The following is a 14,966-nucleotide window of genomic DNA, read 5'->3' as shown; positions in this document are numbered from 1 at the left end:
ATCTTTCGCTAATTTATCGGTTTAATATCGTTCGGCGAGCAGGGTCAATTCCTTGTCCATGCCGGTGTCGTTATCGACAAGCTCAATCGGGTAGTCGCCGGTGAAGCAGGCATCGCAATATTGCGGCTGTTTCGCGTTGCGGCCCTCTTCGCCCATGGCCTTGTAAAGACCGTCGAGGGAGATGAAGTTGAGGCTGTCCGCGCCGATAAAGGCGCACATCTCTTTAAGCTCATACTGCGCGGCGAGGAGTTTCGCCCGGCTCGGCGTATCGACGCCATAGAAGCAGCTATGGGTGGTTGGCGGGCTGGCGATGCGCATATGCACCTCCGTTGCGCCGGCTTCGCGCACCATCTGCACGATCTTGGTGGAGGTGGTGCCGCGGACGATGGAATCATCCACGAGGATGACGCGCTTGCCGTTAATCAGGGCGCGGTTGGCGTTATGCTTGAGCTTGACGCCAAGATGGCGGATCTGGTCTGTCGGCTCGATAAAGGTGCGGCCGACATAATGGTTACGGATGATGCCCAGATCAAAGGGGATGCCCGACTGCTCCGCATAGCCGATGGCGGCGGGGGTGCCGCTGTCCGGCACGGGGATCACGAGATCGGCCTCGACCGGGTTTTCAAGCGCGAGCTGGCTGCCGATGGCCTTGCGCACATCATAGACCGAGCGTCCCTCGACCACGCTGTCGGGGCGGGAGAAATAGATATGCTCGAACACACAGAAGCGCTTGGGCGGGGCGGAGAAGGGGAAGTGGGAACTGATCCCGCTGTCATCCACCACGACAACCTCGCCCGGCGAAACATCGCGGATAAACTCCGCGCCGATGATGTCGAGGGCGCAGGATTCGGACGTCAGGATATAGGCGTTTTCGAGCTTGCCGAGCACCAGCGGCCGCACGCCGAATGGATCGCGCATGCCGATCAACTTCTTGCTGGTCAGCGAGACCAGGGAATAGGCGCCGGTGATTTTCGACATGGCGTCGATCAGGCAGTCGACAATGCGGGTCTTCTTGCTGTTGGCGACCAGATGGATGATAACCTCGGTATCCATGGTCGACTGGAAGATGCTGCCCTCCTGCACAAGGCGGCGGTGCAGGGTGGAGGCGTTGGTCAGGTTGCCGTTATGGGCGACGGCGAGGCCACCGTTGGCAAGATCGGCAAAGATCGGCTGGACATTGCGAAGAACGGTGCCGCCGGTGGTGGCGTAGCGGTTATGGCCGAGGGCGGCGCTGCCCTTCAGGCTTTTGATCACTTCCTCGGTCGAGAAATTGTCCCCGACCTTGCCCATGGCCTTGTGGCTATGGAAATGCTTGCCATCATGGCTGACGATCCCGGCGGCTTCCTGGCCGCGATGCTGCAGGGCATGCAGGCCGAGGGCGGCGAGGGCGGCCGCTTCGGAATGGCCGTAAATTCCGAAAACCCCGCATTCTTCATGCAGCTTGTCATCGTCAAAAGGATGGCACGAAAGATGGGCGGCGGAAGGCTCTGTCATTGGGGTTTTTCCTGTGTGCTCTTGGTTAGGTTTTCCATTTGCTGGCGCGACTGGTTATCATAGCCCTTGTCGAGGAGGTTTACGGCATCATCGACACTGTTTTTCAGGCCGTCCTTCACGCCTTCCGGCAATTCATCATATTTCTCTTTCAGGCGATCCATGGTGCCTTTGTCGCTTTCCTTCGAAATATTCAGGTTCGCTTGCATATCAGGCGGCAACAGCCGCGCTACGAATTCACCGCTTCCTTCAATAATCGGCAGCATCTTCGCTTGCAATATCCATTCCGGCCGGTCCTTCTCGGGAATGAACTGGACGAAAATCAGCCAGGCTATCCCGAGCAATATGGCACCGCGTGCGATGCCGAAGAAAATTCCGAGCGAGCGATCCAGCGCTCCAAGGCTCGACGCCTTGACCTTTTCCGATATTGCATGGCTGATATAGGACAAAATGACGAGCGAGAGAATAAAAATCACCGCCCCGGTTAAAATATCTGCGATCAGCAGGTTGAGAATGAACTCCCGCGCGATCGGTTGCAACATCGGAAAAAGATAGAGGCTGAGGAAAACCGCGCCAATCCAGCCCGCGACAGAAAGCGTTTCCTTCACGAAGCCACGGACAAAGCCGAAGATCGCGGAGATCAGAAGGATCACCAGTATCACAGCATCGGCGCCTTGAATTGGCAAGTTTTCCATGGGTACTCCTATACTGCCCGGGTCATCGGTTTGGTCTCAGAGAAGAGCGAGACAATTTCCCGTAAATGTTCAATTTCAATTATTTTCATTGTCCCGGCCTTTACCTTGCTGCCTGCCGGAATAATGGCGGTGGTAAAGCCGAGTTTTGCGGCTTCCTTCAACCGGGCGTCTGTTTGTCCAACCGGGCGAATCTCTCCCGAGAGCCCGATCTCGCCAAAAAACAGGCTCCCCGGCGGCACTGGGATATCGGAAACGGAAGAGACAAGCGCCGCCGCAACGGCCAGATCCGCCGCCGGTTCCTGCACGCGCAGACCGCCTGCAACATTGAGATAGACCTCACTGCCCGCAAAGGAAAGGTCGCAGCGCGTATCCAGCACGGCAAGGATCATGGCGAGGCGGGCGTTGTCCCATCCGATCACGGCGCGGCGTGGCGTCGCCTGCGAGGTGGCGGCGACCAATCCCTGGATTTCGACGAGCAGCGGACGGGTTCCTTCCATCCCGGCGAAGACAGAGGCGCCGCTGATTGTCTTGTCCGGGCTGGAAATAAACAGGGAGGAGGGGTTCGACACCTCCTTCAACCCGCTGTCTGACATCTCGAACACGCCAATTTCGTCCGTCGCGCCGAAGCGGTTCTTCACCGCGCGCAAAATCCGGAACTGATGGCCGCGGTCGCCCTCGAAATAGAGTACGGTATCGACCATATGTTCCAGCACGCGGGGGCCGGCGATCTGCCCGTCCTTTGTGACATGACCGACGAGGATGACGCTGGTGCCGGTTTTCCGGGCCAACCGGATCAGCTCTTGCGCGGAGGCGCGTACTTGCGCGACTGTGCCGGGCGCACTCGGCAGATTGTCGGCGAAGACGGTCTGGATCGAATCAATGACCAGCAGTTTTGGCGTTTTCGCCTTCTCTACACTGGTGATGATATCGCGGATCGAGTTGGCGGAGGCCAGCTGCACCGGCGCATCTGCAAGGCCGAGCCGCTGCGCGCGCATGGAGATTTGCTGCGTTGCCTCCTCCCCGGAGATGTAGATACAGGGGGAGCCCGCCATCGCCATTCTCGCGACCGCCTGCAGAAGCAGGGTGGATTTGCCGATTCCCGGATCGCCGCCGATCAGGATGGAGGAGCCGGGGACGAAGCCGCCGCCCAGCACCCGGTCCAGCTCGCCGATCTGGCTGGCCGTGCGTTTATATTCGGAGATGTCCGCATTGAGCGCCGTGAAGGTCAGCGCGCGGCCCTTGCCGGTGCTGAGCCCGCTCGGCACGGCGACATCGGCCGTGCTTTCAAGCAGGGAGTTCCATTCTCCGCAGGAGTCACAGCGTCCCTGCCACTTCCGGTAGGTTTCGCCACAGCTCTGGCAGGTGAATTGTTCGCTGGATCGCGCCATTCAGCTTTCCGTCCAATATAATCCGGTCACAGCCATCATAGAGTCAATAGGGGCGGCCGTCCGCCACTCAGGGTTTTAAAATATCCAGTTTGATCGGTCCATCCACATCGCCATGGACAAACTGTTCCACATAGGGATCACCGCAGGTATGTATTTCCGAGGCGAGCCCCGCCCACACAACACTTCCCTTATAAAGAAGGGCTATGCGGTCTGCAATTTTTTGCGCACTCTCCATGTCGTGGGAAATAGTCAGGGTGGTAGCGCCGAGATCCTGCGTGCAATCACGGATCAGGTTATCGATCACGTCGCCCATGATCGGGTCGAGGCCGGTCGTCGGTTCATCGAAAAAGATGATTTCCGGCTCTGCCGCGATAGCGCGGGCAAGGCCGACGCGCTTCTGCATCCCGACTGATAGCTCCGCCGTTCGTTTATCGGCGAGTTCGGGGCCGAGGCCGACCAACGCCAGCTTCTGGATGGCGATGTCCTTCGCCTCTTTGCGTTTCATGCCATGGGCCTGAATCAGGCCGAAGGCGACATTCTCCCAGACGGTCAGGCTGTCGAACAGCGCCGCATACTGGAACAGCATGCCGGTCTTGCGGAGTACCTGTTCGCGCCGGTGGCCACTGGAATTGGTGATGTCTTCCCCGTCGATGAGGATTTCGCCGCTTTCGGGCTTAAGCAGGCCAAGGATGCATTTCAGCATGACCGACTTGCCGGTACCCGATCCGCCGATCACCACCAGCGATTCCCCCTTGGCGATGGAAAGGTTGAGGTTATCGAGAATGACCTTCTTGCCGAAGGACTTGCAGACATTTCTAAGCTCGATTTTCGGTGTCTCGGCCATGATCCTTAGTCGATCAGCAGGACGGTGAGGAAATAGTCGCTGATCAGGATCAGCACGAAGGAGGAGACCACCGCGTTCGTTGTTGCCTTGCCAACCCCTTGCGCGCCGCCTGTCGAGTTGAACCCGTGATAGCAGCCCATCAGGGTGACGATAAAGCCAAACACGCTGGCCTTGATCAGGCCGGAGACAACGTCGCGCATTTCCAGAAACTCGAAGGTGTTGTTAAGATAGTTGCCGGCATTGAAGCCAAGCTTCTCCGTCGCCACCAGAAAGCCGCCCGACACCCCGATAATATCGCCAATCAGCACGAGAAAGGGCAGGGTGACCAGCCCGGCAATCAGCCGCGGCGCCACCAGATATTTGAACGGGTTGGTGGAGAGGGTGACAAGCGCGTCAATCTGCTCGGTCACCCGCATGGTGCCGATTTCCGCGGCAATGGCCGCACCGACACGCCCGGCGATCATCAGGCCGGACAGCACCGGCGCCAATTCGCGGGTGAGGCCGATGACGACGATGGTCGCGACCGCGCTCTCGGCGTTAAAACGGGACGACCCGACATAAATCTGCAGCGCCAGCACCATGCCGGTAAACAGCGCCGTCATCCCGACAACGGGGAGGGAGTAGTAGCCGATATCCATCATCTGCTTGCCGAGCAGGCGCAGATAGTAGGGCGGGATAACACAATGGCGCAGAGCCTGGCCGGTGAAGATGGCAATACGGCCGACCGCTGCCATGAAGGAGATGAAAACCCGGCCGATGGTGGCTAAAAAATTTCTGTCCATGTCCTCAGCCCGCGTCTTCCAGATACTCGCGGTAGTATCGGCTGCCGAGCGAGGTGAGAATTTCGTAAGGAATCGTCTCCGCGTGGGCCGCAACTTCATCCAGGGGTACGGCGCCGCCGATCAGGTCGACAAAGGCACCAGGCATGCAGCCCTCCTCGGGGATCTTGCTGACATCAATGGTAATTATATCCATGGAAACGCGCCCTACTACTGGAACCTTGATACTCTTGATCGCACATTCAGCCTTATTCCCAAGGACGCGAAAATAGCCATCGGCGTAGCCCACCGAAACGGTGGCTATCCGGCTCGACCCCTCCGTGCGGAATGTCGCACCATAGCCAACGGGAAATTCGCTGTCAACGTCCTGAACCTGCAGGATTCGTCCGCGTAACTGCACCACCTCCTGCATCGGATTGGGCGCGTCCGCCTGGGGGTTGCCACCAAACAGCGCAATCCCCGGCCGGACCATGTCGAAATGATAATCGGGCCCGAGGAATATCCCGGCGGAATTGGCGAAGGAGACCGGCGTGTCCTGTAATTTCTGCGGCAGGATACTGCGGAAAAACTGAAGTCTCTCCAGTTGCTCCCGATTCATCGGATCAGAGGGGACGTCACCGCAGGAGAGATGGCTCATCACAAAGTCGATCTCGAGATGATCCAGAAGCTCGGGGGTGGCGGCAAGTTCCCTGATTTCACTCTCCAGCAGGCCGAGCCGGGTCATTCCCGTATCCAGATGCAAGAGCGCATGGAGCGGGCCACGGTTTTTCGCGAACGCCGCCCACTGGCGGATATCATGCAGGGAGTTGAGGACAGGATCGAGCCGATGCTCAAGATAGGTTTCTTCCGTATCGGGAAGGAGGCCGGCAAGAATATGGATCTTGGCGTCCGGCAATAACTCACGCAGCGTAATACCTTCACCGGGCAGGGCGACGAAGAACCGGCGGCAACCGGCGGCATAGAGCGCCGGGCCGACCCGCTCAATCCCGAGGCCATAGGCGTTCGCCTTGACCGAGGCGGCGCATTCCGCCGGCGCGGCCTTGTCCCGCAGCAGTCCGTAATTCTTCTTGAGTGCACCGAGATTAATCGTCAGATGCGCCCCGGCAAGTTTCCGCTCCATGCCTGCTCCGCTCCTACTTAATGATGATCCGGTAGATACTCGTCGGAGACATAGTCGCCAAAGCGGGTGAATTCGGGTTTGAAGTGCAACTTGATAATGCCAATCGGGCCATGCCGCTGCTTGCCAATGACGACCTCGGCGAGGTTATGAAGGCGCGACATACGCTCCTGCCATTCCGCATGTTCAGGCGTACCTTCGCCGGGCTCCTTGCGTTCCTCGTAATAGCCTTCACGGTAAACGAACATGACCACGTCGGCGTCCTGCTCGATCGAGCCGGACTCGCGCAAATCCGAAAGCTGCGGACGCTTGTCGTCCCGGTTCTCAACCTGGCGGCTGAGCTGGGAGAGGGCGATGACCGGGATATCGAGTTCCTTGGCGATGGCCTTCAGGCCCTGCGTTACCTCAGAGATTTCCTGAACCCGGTTATCCGAGCGTCGACCGGAGCCTTTCATCAGCTGCAGATAGTCAACCACGACCAGACCAAGACCGTGGCTGCGTTTCAAGCGACGGGCACGGGTCCGCAGCCCGGCAATGGAGAGCGCGGGCGTATCGTCGATATAGAGCGGGAGTTCTGAAAGCCGCGCCGTTTCCGGCACCAACTTGTTGGCAAATTCGTCATCGGTCAGATCCCCGCGACGGAGCTTTTCGGAGCTGATCTCGGTGGCCTCAGCAAGAACACGCCCGACGAGCTGTTCGGCAGACATTTCAAGGGAGAAGAAACCGACAACTGCGCCCTCCTTGCCGCCGCTCGCATGATGGGCCTTGGCCGCGTTATAGGCGATATTGGTGGCAAGGGAGGTTTTCCCCATGGAGGGCCGTCCGGCGAGGATCAGAAGGTCGGATTTATGAAGACCGCCAAGTTTTCCATCCATGTCCTTCAGGCCCGTTGTCACCCCGACAAGGTTGCCATCACGCTGGAAGGCTTCCTCGATGGATTTCAACGCCTCGTCCACGGCAAAGCGGACCGGCATCAGCGCCCCTTCATGGGCCCCGTTCTCGGCGAGGGCGAAAAGTTTCTGCTCCGCATTCTCGATCTGCGACTGGGAGGTTTCCTCCAGATCCGAATCATAGGCCGTGTTGACGATTTCCTCACCCAGCTGGATAAGTTCCCGCCGCATTGCAAGGTCATAGATCAGGCGGCCGTAATTATCGGCATTGATAATGGTGGTGGCGGAGGCGGCCAGCCGCGCCAGATATTGCGAGCCGCCAATGTCGGCGAGGGCCTCGTCGCGGTCGAAATAGGATTTGAGCGTCACCGGATCGGCGATTTCGCCGCGCTCGATCAGCAACGTCGCGGCATCGTAAATACGCCGATGCACCTCTTCGGCGAAATGTTCCGCCTTCAGGAAGCCCGTGACCTTCGAGGCCGCCTCATTGTTAACAAGAATCGCGCCGAGTAGATCCTGCTCCGCGTCAATATTATGCGGCGCCGTGCGAAAAGCGGGCTCGGATTTTTCCTTGTCGATGAGGTCTTCGTTAAGCGATACGGTTTCCATGGAAGAATACTAGCACAGCCTTCGACTGCTATTCACGTGGATTCTGAGAATGGGCTAAAAAGAGCGTCTGAATTTCTGTGGATAACGATTATCCACAGCCTGTGAACTCTGGGGATAAAAAAACGGCGCCGCAAAAGGCACCGTTTTTCATATCGAAAAGAAGAGGCGGGTTACGCGTCGTCTTTTGTTTCTTCACCGGTGGCAACCTGCTCAAGTTCGTCGACATCCACTTCGGCAGTTGATTCGAAGACATTGACAACCGCTTCATCGCGATCATTGAGCTTGGCTTCGGCAACTTCCTCAACAGATTCGCCGCGGGCCTGGATTTCCGCTTCTTCGTTAGAGCGGGCAATGTTGACCGTGACGGAAACGACGACTTCCGGGTGCAGGCGCACGCGGATGTCATGCAGGCCAAGGGTTTTCAGGACCTTGTCCAGCTCGACCTGCTTGCGGTTCACGGTAAAGCCAGCCTCGGTAATCGCCTTGGCGATATCCTGGGTGCTGACAGAGCCGTATAGCTGCTGGGATTCAGAAGCGGCACGGATGAGGACAACAGCCTCGCCGTTGAGCTTCTCGCCCACTTTTTCCGCTTCTTCGCGGCGTTTCAGGTTGTCCGCTTCAAGCTGGGCCCGCTGGGCTTCGAAAATCGAGAGATTTTCCTTGTTTGCCCGGAGCGCCTTCTTTTGCGGTAACAGGTAATTGCGGGCGTAGCCGTTCTTGACCGAAACGACGTCACCCATTTGACCGAGCTTCTCAACTCTTTCCAGTAATACTACTTCCATCAGTCTTCCTCCTGGCGGGGGGGTACGGCAAAGCGGCGCCTGAACCCAACCCAATTTTCCATCAGCCCCAATATCGCGATTAAAAGGGCCAGCCATAACATCATAACCGTCGCCACATAGATTGCGCCCAGAATAAACGAGCGGCCGTTCCATCTATGCGACACCACATGGATGACCGCCATTCCCTGCAGGAAGAACAGTATCTCCAGCGTGATCACAAACGCCCCCAGTAGAGGGACGGTCACATCCAACAGGATGTTGAGCACCGTCGCTCCGATGAAGGCCAGCGCCAGCCATTTTGGCAGCGCCATCTTCGTCAATTCCGGTGTCGGCCGGATATTCTTGTTAAAGCGGACCACCAGCCCTTGTGCCAGACAGCCGCTCAACAGAACAAACACTCCCCACATTGGGCCCAGAAACTGCGGCAACAGAGCCACAAATTCCGCGCCGGTCAGCGCCGGAGCGACACCCTGCATTTCCGTAACCTGCGTCAGCATCTGGTCGAATCCGTCGATCAGACCCTGCCGCATTGCATCGTCCCAACTCAGCAGACCCATGGCCAGCAACGTCAGTCCGATGCAGACACCCGCCCACCACATTAGCAGGTAGTCGGTCGGATACCAGTATCTTACGCCGTCATTCTCCCGCCATAGCAGCGCCTGACGCACCAGCAGGATAACCGGAACACCGGAAATCACTGCGTAGGCCAGAGCGAAGCTCGAATTGATCGCAATTGCTGCGACCAGTACGCTGGTCAGGATAGAGATCAGGGCACTTCTTAACCCAAATCCCAGCCCGGACACAAATAGCGGGACAAGTGACAATATCCAAAAGATCAGGGTCTGGAGCGCCGTTCCAAAAGAGGTGCCACCTGCATTTCCCGCTATGGAAAGCATGACAAGCGCCGTGTTTAAAACACCGAGCGCTGCGGCAACTACCAGTTCCTTAACCATTGTCGATATAATCCAGGGCCGACAAAAACGCGTCGCCCCCGGCTTTCTATTTTACCAGAAACGGCAGAAGTGCAAGATTTCTTGCCCGCTTGATGGCCGTGGCCAGTTCGCGTTGTTTTTTGGCGGAAACGGCAGTGATCCGGCTCGGCATGATTTTCCCGCGTTCCGAAACGTAGCGCTGTAAAAGCTTGACGTCTTTATAGTCAATCTTCGGCGCGCCGTCCCCTGTAAACGGGCAGGTCTTGCGGCGGCGGAAAAACGGGCGGCGTTGTGCGTCAGCCATTATTCTTCCCCTTCGTCAGTTTTTTCGTCGGATTTGTCCTCATCAGAGGATTTCGCGGATTTCGCGGTATCGTCATCATCGTCAGAATCGCGGCGGCGTTCCGGACGGGCGCTACGGCTCTGCAGCATGACGGAATCGCCTTCTTCCAGCTCTTCCACCCTGATGGTCATGTGGCGCAGCACGTCTTCATTCAGAAGCAGGTTGCGTTCCATTTCCTTCATGGCGTCGACAGGTGTGTCGAGATTGAGGAGGACGTAATGGCCTTTGCGGTTTTTCTTGATTTTGTAGGCAAGATTGCGAAGACCCCAGTTTTCGACCTTGGCGACTGTTCCGCCACCATCGGTGATAAAGCTGGACATATTTTCGGTCAGTGTTTCCACCTGCTGGGTAGAGATGTCCTGACGCGCAATAATAACTGTCTCATAGAGAGGCATATTTTAAAGCTCCTTATGGCTCTTTAGTGCCTGGAGTTACAACATGTAACCGAACAGACTTAGCCGACCTCCGTCGGCAAGGAGTATTGAGGCCGCGGACTATACAGAATTTAGCACTATATGCAAGTAGGCTTGACAGGAAATTTTGCTGCAATATGACTGTGGCAGGAACTTGATCAGAATTGGACCCATAAAACCATGACACGTGCATTTATTTTTCCCGGCCAGGGCAGCCAGGCCGTCGGTATGGGGCAGGAGCTGGCGCAGAGCCATGCCGCCGCCCGTGAAGTCTTCGAAGAGGTGGATGAGGCGCTCTCGCAGAATCTCACCAAGCTGATGTTTGAAGGCCCGATTGAGGAGCTGACCCTGACCGAGAATGCACAGCCCGCCCTGATGGCGGTCAGCATGGCGGTGGTCCGCATCCTTGAAAAAGACGGCAATATGGATTTCGCCAAGACTGCCAAATATGTCGCCGGGCATTCACTGGGCGAGTATTCGGCCCTGACGGCGGCGGGCGCATTGACCCTCTCTGATGCGGCGCGGCTTCTGAAAGCGCGTGGCCTGGCCATGCAGCAGGCCGTACCGGTTGGTGTCGGCGCGATGGCCGCGCTTCTGGGTCTTAATATCGAGCCCGTCGAGGAAGTCGTTGCCGAGGCGCGTGAAAAGGCCGCGGCCGGTGAGGTCGTTGCGGCCGCCAATGATAATGCGGACGGGCAGGTGGTTCTCTCCGGTCATAAGGGTGCCGTCGAGGTGGCCATCGAGATTGCGAAGGAGAAGGGCGCCAAGAAGGCGATGCTGCTCCCCGTGAGTGCGCCGTTCCATTGTCCGCTGATGCAGCCGGCCGCCGATGAGATGGCCGCGCGCCTGCAGGATGTTGTCATTGTGCCGCCGCGCGTACCGCTGGTTGCCAATGTGACGGCGAGCGAGGTGAGCGATCCGGACAAAATCCGCCAGCTTCTGGTGGAGCAGGTGACGGGGCGGGTCCGCTGGCGCGAAAGCGTGCTCTATATGGGGGAGCAGGGGGTCACTGACCTTGTTGAGCTGGGCGCCGGTAAGATCCTGACCGGCATGGTTCGCCGGATTAACCGTGAGATGACGGGTTCCGCTGTCGGGACACCGGCTGATATCGACGCCTTTCTGGCTAAAATCTAAACGGATTCGGGAGTAAATTTAATATGTTTGACCTATCAGGAAAATGCGCTCTCGTGACCGGTGCGTCCGGCGGACTGGGGGCGGTGATTGCGCAGGAACTGCATAAGCAGGGCGCGACGGTTGCCCTTTCCGGCACGCGAGAAGACGCCCTTAAGGTGGTGGCAGAGCAGTTGAAGGACCGCGTTCATGTGGTGCCTTGCAACCTGTCCGACGGTGCGGCGGTCGATAATCTGATCAAGCAAGCCGAGGAAGCGATGGGTCAGGTCGATATTCTGGTCAATAATGCCGGGCTGACCCGTGATGGCCTCGCCATGCGGATGAAGGATGAGGACTGGGATCTGGTCATGGATGTCAATCTCAAGGCGGCGTTCAAGCTGTCGCGCAACGCGCTTCGCGGCATGATGAAGCGGCGCTTCGGGCGAATTATCGGCATTACCTCTATTGTCGGGGTGACCGGCAATCCGGGACAGATGAACTATGCGGCCTCAAAAGCGGGGATGATCGGTATGTCGAAATCCCTTGCGCAGGAAGTCGCGACACGCGGGATCACGGTAAATTGCGTGGCACCGGGTTTTATCGCAACGGCAATGACCGACGCGCTGCCTGATGCCCAGAAAGAGGCGTTACTCGGCGCGGTTCCCGCTGGAAAACTGGGTGATCCGAAGGACATTTCCGCGGCGGTCATCTATCTCGCCTCTGATGAAGCAGGCTATGTCACCGGGCAGACGCTACATGTAAACGGTGGCATGGCTATGATTTGATGGGGGCGGGTTGTTCCACCTCTAAAATCAAATCGCGGTGAGGTTTCCTTTGCAAGATGTTTAAAGTATGTTAGGAAGCCGCACCAAATTGACCGCCAATGGTGCTTGAATTTTTAGTACCTTGGGGGTAAGGAATGAGCACATATAATTTTGAACTGTCGGATTATCTAAGGATACAGCTATGAGTGATATCGCAGGGCGTGTTAAAAAAATCGTCGTTGAGCATCTCGGAGTAGATGAAGGCAAAGTAACAGACGAAGCGAGTTTCATTGACGATCTGGGGGCAGACAGCCTGGATACAGTTGAGCTTGTGATGGCGTTCGAAGAAGAATTCGGGATCGAGATTCCGGATGACGCCGCCGAAAAAATTCTGACAGTGAAAGACGCGATCACGCATATCGAAGCTGCTTGATCGGGCGGGGCCTTGTGCCCCGAAACCCCTTTCCTGAAACAAATCATTGGGTGACGCATGCGACGAGTGGTGGTAACCGGTTTGGGGCTTGTGACCCCTCTGGCAAACGGTGTCCAGCCGACATGGAAACGGCTGATCAATGGTGAATCCGGGGCAGGAATGCTCACCAAGATCGATACAACGGATCTACCGGTTCGTTATGGCTGCGAAGTGCCAATCGATCCGGAAACACCGGATGCCTTTATAGCGGACGATATTCTTGAGCCGAAGGAACAGCGTAAAGTTGATTCTTTCATTCTCTTTGGTATTGCCGCCGCCGAAGAGGCAATTAAGGATTCCGGGTGGGAACCAACAACCGATGAGGATGCCTATCGGACCGGCGTGACTATCGGTTCCGGCATTGGCGGCCTGCCCTCGATCGAGGCGAATGCCATCACCCTGCATGAACGTGGACCCCGGCGCATTGGCCCGTTCTTTATTCCCGGCGCATTGATCAACCTGGTCTCCGGCCAGGTATCCATCCGCCATGGCTACAAGGGGCCGAACCATGCGGTCGTGACCGCCTGTTCAACCGGTGCCCATGCGATTGGTGATGCGGCGCGGATGATTGCCGATGATGACGCCGACGTGATGGTCGCAGGTGGCGCAGAAGGGGCGATCTGTCGTCTCGGAATTGCGGGATTTGCTTCCGCCAAGGCGCTCTCAAAATCCTACCATGATGCACCGGAAACGGCTTCTCGCCCCTATGACAAGGGACGCGACGGCTTTGTCATGGGCGAGGGTGCGGGTGTTGTTGTTCTTGAAGAATATGAGCATGCCAAGAAACGCGGCGCGAAGATTTATGCCGAGGTAGTTGGTTATGGTCTCTCTGGCGATGCCCATCATATCACCGCCCCGGCGAGCGATGGTAGCGGCGGGTTCCGGTCCATGCAGATGGCGCTGAAGAAATCCGGCCTGAATCCTGAGGATATCGGCTATGTCAACGCCCATGGCACATCAACCCCGCTCGGTGACGAGATTGAGGTCGGCGCGGTGAAACGATTGTTCGGTGCGAACTCGAACACGCTCGCCATGTCCTCCACCAAGTCATCGATAGGCCATTTGCTGGGTGCAGCGGGGGGTGTGGAAGCCGTCTTCTCCATTCTCGCGCTGAACGAGGGTATCTTGCCGCCGACGATCAATCTGAATGATCCGTCTGACGGTCTGGAAATCAATCTTGTGCCGAATACCGCGCAGGAGAAAAAGCTGGATGCGGTTCTGTCCAACTCCTTCGGGTTTGGCGGCACCAACGCCAGCCTCGTGATGAAACGCGTCTAATCCCAAGACGGGTAAGGACCGCATGAAGCGTCTTGTCTATGGTCTTGTTGCCGTTGTCCTGATCGGTGCCGCCCTGTTGGCGGGCACGGTCGGGTACGGCTGGCACCTGTTCACGGCCGATGGACCGCTTGAAACAGAGACAGTCTATGTCCTTGAAAAAGGGACGGGTTTGCGTTCCCTCGCGTCTGATCTGGAAGAAAATCAATTTATAAACAATGATCTGTCCTTCATTCTTGGTGTAAGAATTGAAGATAATGCAGCGCGGCTTCAAGCGGGAGAGTATCTTGTTCCCGCGAATATTTCCGGTATGGATCTGATGGCGCTTTTTGTCTCGGGCAAGGTGATTTCGCGGCGGCTGACCATCCCCGAGGGCTTGCAAAGCCGGGAGATAAAAGCGCTTGTCGAGGCCGCCCCGGGGCTGGAGGGGGAAATAACCCGCGATATGCCCGAAGGGGCATTTCTTCCTGAAACCTACCATTATCGCCTTGGGGACAGTCGCGAGGAACTGGTTGGGCGTATGGCCGCGGCGATGCAGGAGGCGGTTTCCTCGGTCATTGCCGCCACACCGTTCCCACCCGAGATCAAGTCACCGGAAGAGCTGGTCATCCTTGCCTCCATCGTCGAGAAGGAAACCGCCATCGCCAAGGAACGCCCAAGGGTTGCCGGCGTATTCCTCAATCGGTTGCGGCGAGGCATGAAGCTGCAATCGGACCCGACTGTGGTTTATGGGGTCACGGACGGGAAAAGCGATCTCGGTCGCCCGCTCAGCAAAAAGGATCTTGCGACGCCGAATGACTATAATACCTATCAGATGATGGGCCTGCCGAAAGGGCCGATTGCTAATCCGGGCCTTGAAAGCCTGACGGCGGTATTGCAGCCCGAAGAGACAAAATATCTTTATTTCGTTGCCGATGGCACGGGCGGGCATGCGTTCTCCGCGACGCTGGCGGGGCATAACGACAACGTCCGCAAATGGCGGCAACTGAACAAGAAGCAGTGATTTCTGCCCTCACCAGCTGATTTGACACAAATAAACAGACCCGCGCGTCATTGTCCGAA

16 protein-coding genes are annotated in these 14,966 nt (G+C 57.3%); 5 read left to right on the top strand and 11 right to left on the bottom strand.

Annotation, left to right across the window (positions count from 1 at the left end; all coding sequences use genetic code 11):
* Nucleotides 1–21: 21 nt before the first annotated feature.
* The 11 genes from purF to rpsF form a co-directional block, all read right to left on the bottom strand.
* Entirely contained in the window at nt 22–1,494 is a 1,473-nt protein-coding gene (purF, locus tag GQE98_RS10060; protein WP_161315514.1) for an amidophosphoribosyltransferase, read from the bottom strand.
* Nucleotides 1,491–2,186, bottom strand: a complete 696-nt coding sequence (locus GQE98_RS10055) for a CvpA family protein (protein ID WP_161315513.1) — start codon at nt 2,184–2,186, stop codon at nt 1,491–1,493. The genes purF and GQE98_RS10055 overlap by 4 nt, the downstream gene beginning before the upstream one ends.
* Before the next feature lie 8 nt (nt 2,187–2,194).
* Entirely contained in the window at nt 2,195–3,574 is a 1,380-nt protein-coding gene (radA, locus tag GQE98_RS10050) for a DNA repair protein RadA (protein ID WP_161315512.1), read from the bottom strand.
* 67 nt (nt 3,575–3,641) lie between these two features.
* Nucleotides 3,642–4,418, bottom strand: a complete 777-nt coding sequence (locus GQE98_RS10045; protein ID WP_161315511.1) for an ABC transporter ATP-binding protein — start codon at nt 4,416–4,418, stop codon at nt 3,642–3,644.
* Nucleotides 4,419–4,423: 5 nt separating this feature from the next.
* Nucleotides 4,424–5,200 (bottom strand): MlaE family ABC transporter permease, encoded by a 777-nt coding sequence (locus GQE98_RS10040; RefSeq protein WP_161315510.1) that lies wholly within the window; start codon nt 5,198–5,200, stop codon nt 4,424–4,426.
* 4 nt (nt 5,201–5,204) lie between these two features.
* Nucleotides 5,205–6,317 carry an alanine racemase gene (alr, locus tag GQE98_RS10035; RefSeq protein WP_161315509.1) on the bottom strand — a complete coding sequence of 371 codons (1,113 nt, stop codon included), beginning with the start codon at nt 6,315–6,317 and terminating at the stop codon, nt 5,205–5,207.
* A 17-nt stretch (nt 6,318–6,334) separates the two neighbouring features.
* A complete protein-coding gene (locus GQE98_RS10030) occupies nt 6,335–7,813 on the bottom strand; it encodes a replicative DNA helicase (protein WP_161315508.1) in 1,479 nt (492 codons plus the stop codon).
* A gap of 170 nt (nt 7,814–7,983) precedes the next feature.
* Nucleotides 7,984–8,595: a 50S ribosomal protein L9 gene (rplI, locus tag GQE98_RS10025; RefSeq protein ID WP_161315507.1), complete on the bottom strand. Its 612-nt coding sequence runs from the start codon at nt 8,593–8,595 to the stop codon at nt 7,984–7,986.
* Complete coding sequence (locus GQE98_RS10020) at nt 8,595–9,548, bottom strand: DUF2232 domain-containing protein (protein ID WP_161315506.1); 954 nt, start codon at nt 9,546–9,548, stop codon at nt 8,595–8,597. Before GQE98_RS10020 ends, rplI begins: the two co-directional genes overlap by 1 nt.
* A 46-nt stretch (nt 9,549–9,594) precedes the next feature.
* On the bottom strand, nt 9,595–9,831 hold the full coding sequence (rpsR, locus tag GQE98_RS10015) for a 30S ribosomal protein S18 (protein WP_161315505.1): 237 nt from the start codon (nt 9,829–9,831) through the stop codon (nt 9,595–9,597).
* Nucleotides 9,831–10,265 carry a 30S ribosomal protein S6 gene (rpsF, locus tag GQE98_RS10010; protein WP_161315504.1) on the bottom strand — a complete coding sequence of 145 codons (435 nt, stop codon included), beginning with the start codon at nt 10,263–10,265 and terminating at the stop codon, nt 9,831–9,833. The genes rpsR and rpsF overlap by 1 nt, the downstream gene beginning before the upstream one ends.
* 198 nt (nt 10,266–10,463) lie before the next feature.
* On the opposite strand from rpsF, the gene fabD reads away from it, so the two are divergent.
* From fabD to mltG, 5 genes are all read left to right on the top strand, one after another.
* Complete coding sequence (gene fabD / locus GQE98_RS10005; protein WP_161315503.1) at nt 10,464–11,417, top strand: ACP S-malonyltransferase; 954 nt, start codon at nt 10,464–10,466, stop codon at nt 11,415–11,417.
* A gap of 23 nt (nt 11,418–11,440) precedes the next feature.
* Nucleotides 11,441–12,178 carry a 3-oxoacyl-[acyl-carrier-protein] reductase gene (gene fabG / locus GQE98_RS10000; protein ID WP_161315502.1) on the top strand — a complete coding sequence of 246 codons (738 nt, stop codon included), beginning with the start codon at nt 11,441–11,443 and terminating at the stop codon, nt 12,176–12,178.
* Between the two features lie 181 nt (nt 12,179–12,359).
* Nucleotides 12,360–12,590 (top strand): acyl carrier protein, encoded by a 231-nt coding sequence (locus GQE98_RS09995; protein ID WP_161315501.1) that lies wholly within the window; start codon nt 12,360–12,362, stop codon nt 12,588–12,590.
* A 57-nt stretch (nt 12,591–12,647) separates the two neighbouring features.
* Nucleotides 12,648–13,907, top strand: a complete 1,260-nt coding sequence (gene fabF, locus GQE98_RS09990) for a beta-ketoacyl-ACP synthase II (RefSeq protein ID WP_161315500.1) — start codon at nt 12,648–12,650, stop codon at nt 13,905–13,907.
* A gap of 22 nt (nt 13,908–13,929) precedes the next feature.
* A complete protein-coding gene (gene mltG, locus GQE98_RS09985; protein WP_161315499.1) occupies nt 13,930–14,907 on the top strand; it encodes an endolytic transglycosylase MltG in 978 nt (325 codons plus the stop codon).
* Nucleotides 14,908–14,966: the final 59 nt, after the last annotated feature.

The organism is Sneathiella litorea, from assembly GCF_009882915.1.
GTDB lineage: Bacteria > Pseudomonadota > Alphaproteobacteria > Sneathiellales > Sneathiellaceae > Sneathiella > Sneathiella litorea.
This window is presented reverse-complemented; position numbering and strand designations above follow the sequence as displayed.

Coding starts and splice junctions, on each gene's coding strand:
- purF (WP_161315514.1), bottom strand. CDS start 1,494: ATGACAGAGCCTTCCGCCGCCCATCTTTCGTGCCATCCTTTTGACGAT.
- GQE98_RS10055 (WP_161315513.1), bottom strand. CDS start 2,186: ATGGAAAACTTGCCAATTCAAGGCGCCGATGCTGTGATACTGGTGATC.
- radA (WP_161315512.1), bottom strand. CDS start 3,574: ATGGCGCGATCCAGCGAACAATTCACCTGCCAGAGCTGTGGCGAAACC.
- GQE98_RS10045 (WP_161315511.1), bottom strand. CDS start 4,418: ATGGCCGAGACACCGAAAATCGAGCTTAGAAATGTCTGCAAGTCCTTC.
- GQE98_RS10040 (WP_161315510.1), bottom strand. CDS start 5,200: ATGGACAGAAATTTTTTAGCCACCATCGGCCGGGTTTTCATCTCCTTC.
- alr (WP_161315509.1), bottom strand. CDS start 6,317: ATGGAGCGGAAACTTGCCGGGGCGCATCTGACGATTAATCTCGGTGCA.
- GQE98_RS10030 (WP_161315508.1), bottom strand. CDS start 7,813: ATGGAAACCGTATCGCTTAACGAAGACCTCATCGACAAGGAAAAATCC.
- rplI (WP_161315507.1), bottom strand. CDS start 8,595: ATGGAAGTAGTATTACTGGAAAGAGTTGAGAAGCTCGGTCAAATGGGT.
- GQE98_RS10020 (WP_161315506.1), bottom strand. CDS start 9,548: ATGGTTAAGGAACTGGTAGTTGCCGCAGCGCTCGGTGTTTTAAACACG.
- rpsR (WP_161315505.1), bottom strand. CDS start 9,831: ATGGCTGACGCACAACGCCGCCCGTTTTTCCGCCGCCGCAAGACCTGC.
- rpsF (WP_161315504.1), bottom strand. CDS start 10,265: ATGCCTCTCTATGAGACAGTTATTATTGCGCGTCAGGACATCTCTACC.
- fabD (WP_161315503.1), top strand. CDS start 10,464: ATGACACGTGCATTTATTTTTCCCGGCCAGGGCAGCCAGGCCGTCGGT.
- fabG (WP_161315502.1), top strand. CDS start 11,441: ATGTTTGACCTATCAGGAAAATGCGCTCTCGTGACCGGTGCGTCCGGC.
- GQE98_RS09995 (WP_161315501.1), top strand. CDS start 12,360: ATGAGTGATATCGCAGGGCGTGTTAAAAAAATCGTCGTTGAGCATCTC.
- fabF (WP_161315500.1), top strand. CDS start 12,648: ATGCGACGAGTGGTGGTAACCGGTTTGGGGCTTGTGACCCCTCTGGCA.
- mltG (WP_161315499.1), top strand. CDS start 13,930: ATGAAGCGTCTTGTCTATGGTCTTGTTGCCGTTGTCCTGATCGGTGCC.